Below are 13086 nucleotides of genomic sequence, written 5' to 3'. Positions count from 1 at the left end.
CCTTTTAAGAACGCCCGCCCTGCCGTGAAGGGATAAACTTGAACCCGCTTTCCTACAGGTGGGTGCCCCGAAGGAGACTTCAGGCTTTCTTCCCGGAGGGAAGACATGCACACCGTACCCCCTACAGCAGCTCCCTAAAGATTCAAGTAGATGGAACAAATTTTCTCCTCTTTCACGAGCAGGGCAGGCAACCTTGCCAGCCCTTAGTTACTCATATTGTACTGAAATCCCCTGTCAAGAGCAACGAGAAAATGGCGGCGCTCTTGTGAGATTCCGCTGCCCTGTGGTAACCTTTCCAATGCCCAAAAGCGACTCGTGGATAAGGAAAATGGCGGCCCGGGGCATGATCGAGCCCTTCGACGAGGGCCCGAAGCGCCCCGGGACGATATCCTCCGGGCTCAGCTCCTACGGCTACGACATGAGGCTTGCCAACGAGTTCAGGGTCTTCAGCCCGCCCCCCTCGGGGGGAATCATGGACCCCAAGGACTTCCAGTCCGCGCACTTCACGCATGTCACCGAGGAGGCTTGCGTCGTCCCGGCCAACTCCTTCGTCCTGGCCCGGTCGCTGGAATATTTCCGGATACCCCGGGACGTCCTTGTCCTGTGTTTCGGCAAGTCCACCTACGCCCGCTGCGGGGTCCTGGTCAACGTGACTCCCCTTGAGCCGGAGTGGGAGGGCTACGTGACCATCTCCGTATCCAATACCTCTCCCCTCCCCTCCCGGCTCCATGCCGGCGAGGGAATCGCCCAACTGGTGTTCCTGGGGGCCGAGGAGGTCTGTGCCGTCTCCTACGGGGACCGCTCGGGCAAATATCAGGCCCAGCGGGACATAACTCCGCCGAGGACGTGAGGCGTGAGCGCAGAGAGGATCATCCTCGCCCTGGACGTCAACGACCCCGCCCGAGCCCTGGAGGTGGTCGACACCTTCAGTGAACGGATAGACATCTTCAAGGTGGGCCTCGAGCTTTTCTGCTCGGCCGGGCCTTCCGTTGTGCGGGACATCCAGGGCCGGGGGAAAAAAGTCTTTCTCGACCTCAAGTTCCACGACATCCCCAACACCGTCTCCCAAGCGGCCCTGGCGGCCGCCCGCCTGGGCGTGCACATGTTCAATGTGCATGCGTCGGCCGGTTCCGAGGCCATGCGCCGCTCGCGGGAGGCCGTGGAAGAGCTCTGCATCAAAGAGAACCTCAAGCGTCCGAAAATCCTGGGCGTTACCGTGCTGACCAGCCTGGACAGCGCCATGCTCAAGGAGGAGCTGGGTGTGCAGCACAGCCTGAGGACGCATGTGAAGAACCTCGCCGTCCTCGCCCGGAGTGCGGGATTGGACGGGGTCATCGCCTCGGGCCAGGAAATCGCCATGATACGAAAGCACTGCGGAGAGGATTTCCTCATCGTCACCCCCGGCATCCGCCCTTCCTGGAGCCCCCCGGACGACCAGAAGCGGACCATGACGCCCCGGCAGGCCGTCCGCGAGGGAGCGGACTACCTGGTCATGGGCCGCTCCATCCTGCACGACACCGACTCCCTGAAGGCCCTGGACCTCATCACGGTGGAGATCCTCACGGCGCGGTGACGGTAACATGCCCGCCCGGCTCTCCCTGAGCAAGAAAGAATTCATCCAGGCCGCGCACAAGGGGCCCGTACCGGCGCTTGCCCTGGACATCCCCTACAGCTCGCCCGCCTCCGTTTACCCCTCGGTGGGCGGGCCGGGGAGCTTTCTGCTGGAAAGCGTAAAAGGACCGCACAGGATAGCCCGGTACTCTTTCGCCGGGTTTGCCCCCTTCGGAGAGCTCACGGTCAAGGATGGCGTCTCCCGCCTCCGCCTGGGTGGGCGGGAGACCCTCTTCCGGGAGCACCCCCTTGCCACCTTGACCCGCCTTCTGCACCTGCACCGCCAGAGGCCCGACCCCGCCCTGCCCCCCTTTCAGGGCGGGCTTGCCGGGATGCTCGGTTACGACTTCGTTCATTATCTCGAGGACGTCCCCGCCACCACGGAGGACGACCTGCGGGTGCCGGACGCCCATTTCCTTCTCGTGGACCGCCTCCTCGCCTGGGACCACAGGTCCAAGAGGGCCTGGGCGGTCATGGCCCCCGGGGCCCGCGACCCGCAAGACGACGCCTCCCTGTGGTATGACGAGGCGGAAGAGACCCTGCACCGGGTGCGCGAGACCCTCCGCCCGGCGCCCGTGGAGCCTTTGCACAGGGCGGCACGCGAGACCGCCATCCGCCACGACACGAGCCGTGAGCGCTACCTCGCCATGGTGCGGCGGACCATCGAGTACATCAGGGCGGGCGACATCTTCCAGGCCAACCTCTCCCTCAGGGTCTCCGCGGAGGTGGGAGACCAGAGCCCCTGGAACCTCTATCTCGTCCTCCGGCAGATAAACCCCTCCCCCTTCGCCGCCTTCATGGACATGGGCGGCTATCAGGTCGTCAGCTCCTCTCCCGAGAGGCTCCTCAAGGTCCACGGCGACCTCGTGGAGACCCGCCCCATCGCGGGCACGCGCCCCCGGGGGAAAAACCGGCGAGAGGACACCGCCATGAGGGCCGAGCTTCTGCTGAACGAAAAGGAGCGGGCCGAGCACATCATGCTCATAGACCTCGAGCGGAACGACCTGGGCAGGGTGTGCCGCTACGCGACCGTGGAGGTGGACGAGCTGATGACGACGGAGGAGTACTCCCATGTCATCCACATCGTCTCCAACGTGCGGGGCCGCCTCCGCGAGGCCACGCCTCTTCCGGAGGCGCTAAGGGCGGCCTTCCCCGGAGGCACCATCACGGGGGTGCCCAAGGTGCGGTGCATGGAGATAATCGACGAACTGGAGGCCTTCCGCCGCGGCCCCTATACGGGGTCGCTGGGATACCTGGGGTTCTCCGGAAGCATGGACCTCAACATCATCATCCGCACCTTCACCATCAAGGACGGCATGGCCTACGTTCAGGCGGGGGCTGGCATCGTTGCCGATTCCGACCCCGAAAGGGAGTACGTGGAATCGCTCAACAAGGCCGAGGCCCTCATCAAGACCCTCAAGCGGGCGGGACGGGAGGCCGTGGAAGTGGAAATGCCCTATAATAGGTAGCCTTGCGTTTCCCCCTCTTCCATAGGAGCGGGATGCCCCGGGTATCCCGGTTGAGCGGCCCCGTGTCCGGCGTCATCATGGCGCTCGTCCTTCTGCTGGGTGCTCTCTACACGCCGTGCCGCGCAGAGACGGTGGGCGTCATCCTCACACGGGACAGGCCCTTTGACGAGCAGGCCCAGAAGGCCTTGCAGAAATACGTGCGGAGCCAGGGGTTCGGCGACAGGGTCCGTTATATCGTGCAGCGGCCCCATCCGGACCCCGTGGCCTGGAGCAACGCCTCCCGGAAGCTCATCGCCGCGGAAGTGGACGCCATCGTCACCTATGGAGGCGCCGCCACCGCTGCGGCCCTCAGGGAAAACTCCGGCATCCCCGTCATCTATGCCGGCGTTTACGACAGCGTGGCCCGCAATATCCCGAGGGACGAGGCCACGGGCGTGTGCTCCCGGCCTTCCATCGCCGCCCTCCTCAGGTACATACGGGAGTCCATCCAGGGCGTCAAGAGCCTGGGCGTCCTGTACTACACCCTGGACGAGGATTCCCGGAAGCAGTTCGATGACATAGCGGAGCTGTCGAAAAAGTACGGTTTCCGGCTCGACCCTCTCCGCGTGCGCCGGCAGGGGGATGTCGGGGACGCCATCTCACAGGCGGACGTGAGCGCCCTGTTCATCACGTCATCGGCCTTCATGAGCGGCGTCTACTCCGAGGTGCTCCGCATGGCGGAGACAAAGAAGATACCGTCGGCTTCCCTCGTCTACGACCCGGCTCTCTTCGCCACCTACGTCCTCTCCCCGAACCCCGAGGAGCACGGACGCGAGGCGGCGCGAAAACTCCTGCGCCTCCTGAAAGGCGTCCCCCTGGAGGATATTCCACCCTCCTGCGCGTCCGAAGTGGAGCTCGTCTTCAACCTCGCGAAGGCCCGGGAGCTTGGAATCAGGATACCCATGGACGTCGTAACCGAAGCGACGAGGATCATATATTGAAGGGCGTGCGGATATGCATGGTTTTGGCCCTCCTCACGGCCCTGCTCCTGCTGCCCGTCGGGGGAGGGGCCGATGACGAGTTTCTCATCGGGCTCATACCGGAGCAGAACATCTTCAAGCAGGTCAAGCAGCACCGTCCTCTTGCGACCTACCTTTCCAAGAAGCTGGACGTCCCGGTCAGGTTGACGGTTCTCAGCCGATACCACCATATCGTCGACAGGTTCGTCTCCCGGGGCATGGACGGGGCTTTCTTCGGCATCCTGACGGCGGCCCTGGCCGAAGAGGAGCTGGGCGTGGTGCCCATCGCGCGGCCCGTCAACCCCGACGGCAAGAGCACGGCGCAGAGCTACATATTCGTCCGCGCCGACAGCGGCATATCCACGGTAGAGGACATGGCCGGCAAGAGGGCCGCCTTCGTCGACAAGGTCACGGCCACGGGGTACCTCTTTGCCGTGGCGTACCTCAAGTCCCGCGGGGCCCCGGACATCGACACGTTCTTCAGCGAGCACTATTTCACCGGCAGCCATGACACCGTGGTTTACTCCGTTCTGGCCGGACGGGCCGACGTCGGGGCCGTCAAGGGGAGAATCCTTGAGAAAATCATGAAGGACGACCCCGTCGTAAAGAGCCAGATACGGGTCCTGGCGCGCTCCGGCGAACTGCCGGACAACACGCTCTGCGTGAGGGCCGACCTGCCCGAGGAGTTCATCTTGCGCCTGACGGAGGTCCTTCTCTCCATGCACGAGGACGAGGAAGGGCGGAAGGTGCTCAAGCAGATGGGCGCGGTGAAGTTCGTGCCCGCCCGGGAGGAGGATTTCCAGCCCGTGCGCCGGCTGGCCGAGAAGGCGGGAATCGACATCAAACACTTCACCTACGAATGAGAAAGAAGATCATTCTTTCATTCCTCATTCTCTTCTTCCTGTTTACCGCAGGGGCCGGCATAACCATGCTCTCCCTTTACAAGACCACCTCGGACCTGCAGACGGTCATAAACCTTCACCGCGTGGAAATCGTCCGCCAGGACCTGGTCATCAGGGCCCAGACCGTCCAGAGCCACCTGTATTCCTTCGGGACGGCCTTCGGCCCGGAGCTGGACGTCATCGTGGACAACGTCATCGAGCTGGACGGCTCGGCGAAAAAATGCCTCCAGTGCCATCATAACCCGCAGATAACGCGGGAGCTCACGGGCATGGTGGACCTGATGGAGCAGTACGAGGACGCCCTGAGCTATCTCATCACCACCTCGGCGAACCCGGAGCGGATAGAGCGCCTGCGGCTGGTGGCCATAGGCCTGGGAGACAGCCTCCTGAACCAGGCCCAGGAAATGACCCTCAAGGCGGGCCAGAAGCTCAGCGACAAGACGTTCCGTTCCATGAAGGAGATACAGAACTCGCGGTTCATCCTCATATTTACCCTTGCCCTGTCCTTCGTCCTTGCCCTGGTCATAGCCGTCTCCGTGACCCGGGGGGTCACCGGGCCCATCAACGAACTGGTCGGCGCCACCCGCCGCATCAAGGCCGGCGACCTGGGCTACACCACCCCGCTTGAGAGCAAGGACGAGTTCGGGGAGCTTGCCACCGCCTTCAACGAGATGAGCCTTTCCCTCGGCGAAAGCAACAAGAAGATCCTCCGCCACCTGCACAACCTGTCAAACCTCTACAGCCTCACGCTCGCCTTTCACTCCCTCACCAACGAGAAGGACCTGTACCGCGAGCTCGCCCACGGGGTCGCCGACCTCGTGGGCGCCGAGCAATGCGGCCTCCTCATCCGGGACGCCGGGGAGTTCGTCCACGTGGAGCAGGCCGTGGGGCTCACCCCGGAGGAGGTCGGCCGCCTGCGGTACCCCGAGGAGGCCGTCGAAACCCTCTGCGAGCCCGAAGGCAAGCGGGCCTGCATCTTCAATGAAAGGCTTTCCTTCTCGCCGCTCTGGGAGACGGAAAGAGACCTCGAAGTAAAAAACCTCATGCTGGTCTGGGTACGGCAGAAGGAAGAGCTCGTGGGCGCCATCAGAGTGGCCAACAAGCAAAGCGGCCCCTTCACGGAGGAGGACATCCGCCCCCTGGCCATCCTGACGAACAACCTCTCCGTCGCCATGGAAAACGCCAGGCTCTACGACGACCTGCGCCGGCAGATGCAGGAGCTTCAGGACGCCCAGGAGCAGCTCATCCAGGCCTCGAAGCTCGTGGCCATCGGGGAGCTGGCCAGCAACGTCGCCCATGAGCTCAACAACCCCCTGACGAGCGTGCTGGGATATGCGGAGCTCATCAAGGAGGAAAAGGACTTCCAGGGCGTCCTCCGGGACATCGACGTCATCGAGCGCGAGTCTCTGCGGGCGCGGGAAATCGTCCGGCAGCTTCTGGAGTTTGCCCGGAAACGCTCCCTGACCATGGAAGAGCTGGACATAAATCGCGTGCTCAAGGACGTCATCGAGCTCGTCCATATCCAGATAAGGGACAACCATATCGACGTCTGCCAGGACTATCAGGCCGCCGTCCCCATCAAGGGGGACAAGAACCAGCTCAAGCAGGTCCTCATCAACCTCACCAACAACGCCATTTTCGCCATGGAAAAGCACGGCGTGCTGGGCATCTCCACGTGGAGCGACCCGACCCACGTCTACGTGAAGGTCTCCGACACGGGGGTGGGAATTCCCCCCGGCATCCGCTCACGCATCTTCGACCCCTTCTTCAGCACGAAGAAGGAAAAAGGCACCGGCATCGGGCTTTCCATAAGCTACAAGATTGTCCAGAGCCACGGGGGCCGCATCGAGGTCGAAAGCGAAGAGAGCAAGGGAAGCGCCTTTACCATCGTCCTGCCCGTGGAGGCCCCACCGCCCGACACCACCTCCACCTGAGCCGCCGAAAGCGCCGCAGGGGAAGCACCGGGAAACAAGAGGCGGCAAGGCGCCGCGCCTCAGAAAGGCAGAGTCAGAGTCATCACGCCCTCGAAGCCCTTCCTGTGCAAGGGGCAGGGGCCCAGGGCCCGCACCTTCTCGATGTGCTCCCGGGTGCAGTACCCCTTGTGGCGGTCGAACCCGTACTCCGGGTACATCTCGTGATACCGGCGCATGAGGCCGTCGCGCACCACCTTGGCAACGACGGACGCGGCGGCAATCGAAGCACTCTTGCCGTCCCCTTTGACGATGGGGACCTGCCTGACGGGCAGCGCCGGGAGCTCCACGGCGTCAATCAGAAGGAGGTCCGGAACAACGCCCAGGTCATGGACAGCCTCCTGCATGGCCTTTCTGGTGGCCCCGAGGATGTTGTACCGGTCTATGGCCTGCACGTCGGCCACGCCAACCCCCACATGGAGGGCCCTGGCCATTATTCTGAGATAGAGGTCTTCGCGCTCGCCCTCGGGGACGAGCTTCGAGTCGCGCAATCCCCGTATCCGCGCCCCCTCGGGCAGCACCACGGCTCCAGCCACGACCGGCCCCGCTATGGGGCCACGGCCGGCCTCGTCCACTCCGGCCAGCACCCGCGTCCCGGACGTGCGGAAGGCGGCATCGTGCCCGTAGAGGCCCACCCCTCAGGCCCGCTGGCGCTGTTCCTTCTCCTTGATCTTGGCGGCCTTTCCCTTCTTCCCCCTCAGGTAGTAGAGCTTGGCCCGCCTCACCTTGCCTTTCCTGAGGACCTGGACCCTGTCGATGGTGGGGGAGTGGACCGGGAAAATCTTCTCCACGCCCACGCCGAAGGAGACCTTTCGCACCATGAAGGTCTCCCTCGTCCCGCCGCCCTTGCGGGCGATGACGACCCCCTCGAAGGGCTGCAAGCGCTCCTTGTCGCCTTCGACAACCTTGCTGAACACCCGGACGGTATCGCCGATGGCGAAGTCGGGGACCTCTCTTTTGAAACCCTCTTCCACGGCGGTTATGAAGTTCATGACCGCTCCTCCTTTATCTCCGAAATGAGTTTCCTGTCTTCGTCCGTAAGCTCCACCCGGGAGAGAAGGTCCGGCCTTCTCTCGAGCGTCCTCCTCAGGGCCTCCTTTCTCCGGTAGCGCGCGATCTCCCCGTGGTTGCCGCTCAAGAGCACCTCGGGCACCCGCATTCCGCGCCACTCGGGCGGGCGCGTGTAATGGGGATAGTCCAGGATGCCCCATGAGAAGGACTCGTCCTCAAGGGACACCTCGTCACCCACCACTCCCGGCACCAGCCTTGAGGCAGCGTCTATTATAACCAAAGCAGCTAACTCCCCGCCACTTAAAACATAATCTCCTATGGAGATCTCCTCGTCCACCAGGCTCTCCCGCACCCGCTCGTCCATGCCCTCGTACCTGCCGCACAGAAAGAGGAGCCTCCGCTCTTCCCGGGCAAAACGCTCCGCCGCACCCTGGTCAAAGCGCGCTCCCTGGGGAGTAAGCAGGATGGTCAGGGTTTCCACCCCGTCGGCCTTCACATGCTGGACGGCCCGCGCCAGGGGCTCGGGCTTCAGCACCATGCCGGGCCCGCCGCCGTAGGGGGAGTCGTCCACCGTCCGGTGCCTGTCGGCCGTGAAGTCCCGGAGGTCCAGGACATCGACTCCGACGAGGCCCTTCTCGCGGGCCTTCCCTATAAGGCTTTCGCTCAGGTAGGCGTCAAAGACGCGGGGAAATATGGTTATGACGGAAAAAAGTTTCACGGGCCCGCCAAAAAGGAGGGGCTCCGTGGGAGCCCCTTGCGCACTGGCCTATTGTTAACGGAAAGTCCGCTACTCGAGGATTTCCAGAACGCAGCGCTTTCCGAGCTTGGTGCCTGCGGCGCTCAGGATGGTCCTCATCGCCCGGGCCGTCTTGCCCTGCTTGCCGATGACCTTCCCCAGGTCGCTTTCGGAGACCCTCAACTCAAAGACCGTGGTCTTCTCACCGTCCACTTCCGACACATTCACGTCTTCGGGATTATCCACAAGAGCTTTCGCCATGGCTTCCACCAAAGCCTTCATCGCGACCTCCTCCGTGAGAATTTATGCCGCTTCAAGACCAGCTTTCTTCAGGAGCCTCCTGGCAGTGTCAGTCGGTTGGGCACCCTTCTGGAGCCAAGACTTGGCCTTCTCCGTGTCAACCTGAATCTCGGCCGGGTCCCTCAGAGGGTTGTACGTGCCTAGAATCTCGATAAAAGGGCCGTCCCGCCGCGTCCGGGAATCGGACACGACCAATCTGTAGTACGGCCTGTTCTTCGCGCCGAAGCGGTAGAGCCGAATCTTTACCAAATCCTCACCTCCGGTTTCTCAGAGAAACGATTATAATATAAGCAGATTGCCAAAGTAAAGGCTACTTTCCGCCCACATGCGCGGCCACCAGGTCTCCCACTTCCCTGGTGCCCATGCCCATTTTCCCCGCGGCCAGACCCTTCAGGTGCTTCCCGGTCACTGTCATGACGGCCTCTTCAACCGCCCGTGCCGCCTCGGCCTCCCCCAGGTACTCAAGCATCATGCCCGCGGCGCATATGGCGGCCAGGGGGTTTATCTTGTTCTGTCCCCTGTACTTGGGCGCGGAGCCCCCGATGGGCTCGAACATCGAAACGCCCTCGGGGTTGATGTTGCCGCCGGCGGCGATACCCATGCCGCCCTGTATCATGGCGCCCAGGTCCGTGATGATGTCGCCGAACATGTTGTCGGTCACGATGACGTCGAACCACTCGGGGTTCTTCACGAGCCACATGGTGATGGCGTCGACGTGGGCATAGTCGGCCTTCACGTCGTCGTATTCCCGGGCCACTTCGTAGAACGTCCTTTCCCAGAGGTCGAAGGCATAGGTGAGGACGTTGGTCTTCCCGCACAGGGTGAGCTTCTTTTCCCTGTTGCGCTTCCGGGCGTACTCGAAGGCGAAGCGGACGCACCGCTCCACGCCCTTGCGCGTGTTGATGGACTCCTGGACGGCCACCTCGTCGGGCGTGCCCTTCTTCAGGAAGCCCCCCGCCCCCGCGTACAGGCCCTCGGTGTTCTCCCGGACCACCACCAAGTCAATGTCCCTGGGCCCCTTGTCCTTCAGTGGACAGTCCACGCCCGGGTAGAGCTTCACCGGCCGGAGATTGACGTACTGGTCCAGCTCGAACCGCAGCCTGAGGAGGATGCCCTTCTCCAGGAGGCCCGGCTTGACCTCCGGGTGGCCGATGGCCCCCAGATAGATTGCTTGAAAATTCCGAAGGTCACGCACCGCCGTCTCCGGCAGGACCTCCCCCGTGCGCAGGTACCGTTCTCCACCGAAATCGAACTCCTCGGTCTCCAGGGAGAAGCCGAACCTCCGGGAGGCCGACAGGAGGACCTTCATCCCTTCGGCCACCACCTCCGGCCCGGTCCCGTCCCCGGGGATAACCGCGATGCGATACGATTTCATCTCTCTCCTACCACTTTATTTTCTGCTTCGTCCATTGCACCAGCCCGCCCGCCCGGATGAGCTCCTGCATGAAATCCGGTATGGGCTCTGCCGGAAACTCCGTTCCCCGGGTGAGGTTCCTGATGACGCCATGGTCGGCGTCTATCTCCAGCTCGTCCCCCTCCTTCACCTTCTCGTCGGCCTGGGGCGACTCAAATATGGGAAGCCCGATATTGAAGGCGTTTCTGTAGAATATCCGGGCGAAGCTCAGGGCCACCACGGCCTGAACGCCCGCGGCCTTGATGGCTATGGGCGCGTGCTCCCGTGAGGAGCCGCATCCGAAGTTCTTCCCGGCCACGATGATGTCCCCCGGCTTCACCTTGCCCGGGAAGGCCGGGTCGGCGTCCTCCATCACGTGGGAGGCCAGCTCCCCGGGGTCCGACGTGTTGAGATACCTCGCCGGAATGATGGCGTCGGTGTCCACGTCGTCGCCGAACACCCAGACCCTTCCCTTTATCTTCATCAGGCGGCCTCCTTCCTCCGCGGAGCGGGTACCTCCCCGGTGTCGTCAAAAAAGAAAATATTATACGATTTTCACCGGAGAACAGTAAATCAGGAGACCTCCCCGAAAAGCGCATCCATGAACTCCCCGGGATGGAAGTCCCTCAGGTCCTCCAGGCCCTCGCCCACGCCGATGAGCCGCACGGGGATGCCCAGCTCGCGTTTTATGGCAAAGATGATGCCCCCCTTGGCCGTGCCGTCCAGTTTGGTCAGGGCGATGCCCGTCACCCCCACGGCATCGTTGAACATGCGGGCCTGGGAAAGGGCGTTCTGGCCCGTGGTGGCATCCAGGACCAGGAGCACTTCCTGGGGCGCGTCGGGCATGGCCCGCTCCACGACGCGCTTGACCTTTCTCAGCTCCTCCATGAGGGGTGTTTTGGTATGGAGCCGTCCGGCCGTATCTATGATGACCACGTCCGTCCCCCTGTGCTTGGCCGCCTCCACGGCATCGAAGGCCACCGCCGCGGGGTCGGACCCGCTCTGGTGCTTGATGATGTCCGAGCCGGAGCGCTCGGCCCATATCTCCAGTTGCTCGATGGCCGCCGCCCTGAAAGTATCGGCCGCGGCCAGGACGACCGCGTTGCCCTCGCCGACGAACCGGTGGGCGAGCTTGCCTATGGTGGTGGTCTTGCCCACGCCGTTTACGCCCAGGGTGAGGATGACGAAAGGCGGCTCCCCGAAGGCCACCAGGGGCTGGGACTTTCCCAGGAGGGCGGCCATCTCCTTCTTGATGAAGGACATGACGGAGCCCTTCCCCTGGACCTCTCCCTGCTTCTCCCTCAGGTGCTCCACGATCTCCATCGAGGCGCTTACGCCGAAATCCGAGCTTATCAGGGTCTCCTCCAGCTCCTCCAGGGTCTCCTCGTCTATCGTTCCCCCGGCGAAGATGGTCCCTATGCGGTCCGTAAAGCCCTGCCGGGACTTGGTGAGCCCTTCTTTCAGTCGATCAAAGAACTTCATCTGCGGCTTCTCCTCAGGGTCAGGTTCTTGGGGAAATCCAGGTCTTCCCCGGCTCCGCACGGAGCACAAGGCTCCGCGTCTCCAGAGGCTGGGTACAATCTACTATAATACACGATGCACGCCGCCCGCTTCCTCGTCCCCCGCCTCGAAGGCGACCACATCGAGGACCGCTTTGAGGATTATCTTCGCCTGGTCCGCCGGGGTGTTGCGGGCTTCATCGTCTTCGGCGGAGAAGTCCAACACCTGCGCGAGGCTATAGCACGGCTTCAGGCCGAGGCCCCCCTCCCCCTCATCGTGGCCTCCGACCTCGAACAGGGCCTGGGCCAGCAGGTGCGGGGAGGAACGCTCTTTCCCCCCGCCATGGCACTGGCCCGGGCGAAGGAGGGCCTTCTGCGGGCGGCCTTCGAGCAGATGGCCCGCGAGGCGGCCTATGCGGGCATCAACACCATTTTGGCCCCGGTCCTGGACGTCAACACAAACCCCCGAAACCCCATCATAGCCACCCGGGCCTTCGGCAGCGACCCCCGGGAGGTGGCGCGTCTGGGGCGGCTCATGATACAGTCCTTCAAGGCTGTGGGCATCCGCTCCTGCGGCAAGCATTTCCCCGGGCACGGCTCCACCGGCCTCGACTCCCACATCACGCTTCCCTCGGTGCAAAAGAGCCTTTCCGAGCTTGAGTCCTGCGACCTTATCCCCTTCCGGGAGGCCGTCCGGGCGGGCGTGGACCTGGTCATGCCGGGCCATCTCGGGGTCCCGGCCATCGAGCCCTCGGGGGCCCCCTGCACCCTGTCTCAGCGGGCGGTGGACTACCTGCGAAAAAGCATGGGCTTTTCCGGCCTCATCGTCACCGATGCCCTGAACATGGGCGGCCTGGGGGGGTACGGCGAAGGGGAAGCGGCCCTCCTGGCCCTCCGGGCCGGCGTGGACGTCCTGCTTCACCCACGGGACCCCGAGGCACTCATCCACAGTCTCTCGGAGGCCGCAATCTCCCCTTCACGAGGAGACAGGCTCGTCCGCTTCAGGCGGGACCTCCCCCGGGCGCCCTCCGCGGAGAGGCCGTCCTTCGACCCCGCCCTCTCCGAGAGGCTGGCCCGGGAGGCCATACGGGTGGAAGGTTCTCTTCCCGCACTGAGAAAGCCCTTTCTCATAATCCTGAGCGACGATGACGAAAACCCGGCCCATGAGCTGCTTGCCGGCCTGTCAGGCAGCCTCTC

The 13086-nt window shown here is 63.5% G+C and carries 15 protein-coding genes and 1 other RNA gene; 7 read left to right on the top strand and 9 right to left on the bottom strand.

All coding sequences use genetic code 11. From position 1 onward, the window contains the following. Positions 1-7 precede the first annotated feature (7 nt). Positions 8-193, bottom strand: a non-coding RNA gene (gene ssrS / locus P8Y39_03565) — 6S RNA. A 135-nt stretch (positions 194-328) separates the two neighbouring features. Here ssrS and dcd point away from each other — a divergent pair. From dcd to P8Y39_03535, 6 genes are read left to right on the top strand one after another with little or no spacing between them, the layout of a single operon-like run. Next, positions 329-850, top strand: coding sequence for a dCTP deaminase (dcd, locus tag P8Y39_03560; GenBank protein MEJ2191413.1), 522 nt, complete (start codon positions 329-331; stop codon positions 848-850). A gap of 3 nt (positions 851-853) precedes the next feature. Beyond that, a complete protein-coding gene (gene pyrF, locus P8Y39_03555; protein MEJ2191412.1) occupies positions 854-1573 on the top strand; it encodes an orotidine-5'-phosphate decarboxylase in 720 nt (239 codons plus the stop codon). Between the two features lie 7 nt (positions 1574-1580). Beyond that, on the top strand, positions 1581-3080 hold the full coding sequence (locus P8Y39_03550; GenBank protein MEJ2191411.1) for an anthranilate synthase component I family protein: 1500 nt from the start codon (positions 1581-1583) through the stop codon (positions 3078-3080). Between the two features lie 32 nt (positions 3081-3112). Further along, positions 3113-4060, top strand: a complete 948-nt coding sequence (locus P8Y39_03545; protein MEJ2191410.1) for an ABC transporter substrate binding protein — start codon at positions 3113-3115, stop codon at positions 4058-4060. Positions 4061-4077: 17 nt separating this feature from the next. After that, a complete protein-coding gene (locus P8Y39_03540; GenBank protein MEJ2191409.1) occupies positions 4078-4941 on the top strand; it encodes a phosphate/phosphite/phosphonate ABC transporter substrate-binding protein in 864 nt (287 codons plus the stop codon). Continuing rightward, positions 4938-6914, top strand: a complete 1977-nt coding sequence (locus tag P8Y39_03535; protein MEJ2191408.1) for an ATP-binding protein — start codon at positions 4938-4940, stop codon at positions 6912-6914. The genes P8Y39_03540 and P8Y39_03535 overlap by 4 nt, the downstream gene beginning before the upstream one ends. A 59-nt stretch (positions 6915-6973) precedes the next feature. Here the strand turns inward: P8Y39_03535 and P8Y39_03530 are convergent, their stop codons facing one another. From P8Y39_03530 to ftsY, 8 genes are all read right to left on the bottom strand, one after another. Continuing rightward, positions 6974-7585 (bottom strand): ribonuclease HII, encoded by a 612-nt coding sequence (locus P8Y39_03530; GenBank protein ID MEJ2191407.1) that lies wholly within the window; start codon positions 7583-7585, stop codon positions 6974-6976. Between the two features lie 3 nt (positions 7586-7588). Further along, positions 7589-7942 carry a 50S ribosomal protein L19 gene (gene rplS / locus P8Y39_03525; GenBank protein ID MEJ2191406.1) on the bottom strand — a complete coding sequence of 118 codons (354 nt, stop codon included), beginning with the start codon at positions 7940-7942 and terminating at the stop codon, positions 7589-7591. Further along, complete coding sequence (gene trmD / locus P8Y39_03520; protein MEJ2191405.1) at positions 7939-8679, bottom strand: tRNA (guanosine(37)-N1)-methyltransferase TrmD; 741 nt, start codon at positions 8677-8679, stop codon at positions 7939-7941. The genes rplS and trmD overlap by 4 nt, the downstream gene beginning before the upstream one ends. Positions 8680-8748: 69 nt before the next feature. Then, positions 8749-8979 carry a KH domain-containing protein gene (locus tag P8Y39_03515; protein ID MEJ2191404.1) on the bottom strand — a complete coding sequence of 77 codons (231 nt, stop codon included), beginning with the start codon at positions 8977-8979 and terminating at the stop codon, positions 8749-8751. A 21-nt stretch (positions 8980-9000) separates the two neighbouring features. Next, positions 9001-9246 carry a 30S ribosomal protein S16 gene (rpsP, locus tag P8Y39_03510; GenBank protein ID MEJ2191403.1) on the bottom strand — a complete coding sequence of 82 codons (246 nt, stop codon included), beginning with the start codon at positions 9244-9246 and terminating at the stop codon, positions 9001-9003. A gap of 61 nt (positions 9247-9307) precedes the next feature. Next, on the bottom strand, positions 9308-10372 hold the full coding sequence (locus P8Y39_03505) for a 3-isopropylmalate dehydrogenase (protein MEJ2191402.1): 1065 nt from the start codon (positions 10370-10372) through the stop codon (positions 9308-9310). Positions 10373-10379: 7 nt separating this feature from the next. Continuing rightward, positions 10380-10874, bottom strand: coding sequence for a 3-isopropylmalate dehydratase small subunit (locus P8Y39_03500; GenBank protein MEJ2191401.1), 495 nt, complete (start codon positions 10872-10874; stop codon positions 10380-10382). Positions 10875-10963: 89 nt separating this feature from the next. After that, positions 10964-11872 (bottom strand): signal recognition particle-docking protein FtsY, encoded by a 909-nt coding sequence (gene ftsY / locus P8Y39_03495; protein ID MEJ2191400.1) that lies wholly within the window; start codon positions 11870-11872, stop codon positions 10964-10966. A gap of 114 nt (positions 11873-11986) precedes the next feature. Here ftsY and P8Y39_03490 point away from each other — a divergent pair. After that, positions 11987-13086: glycoside hydrolase family 3 N-terminal domain-containing protein (locus tag P8Y39_03490; GenBank protein MEJ2191399.1), on the top strand; the 1100-nt coding region annotated here is incomplete at its 3' end.

It is taken from the genome of Nitrospirota bacterium, assembly GCA_037386965.1.
Taxonomy (GTDB): Bacteria; Nitrospirota; Thermodesulfovibrionia; order Thermodesulfovibrionales; family JdFR-86; genus JARRLN01.
Note: the sequence above shows the minus strand (reverse complement) of the source record. Positions and strands in the feature narration are given on the sequence as shown.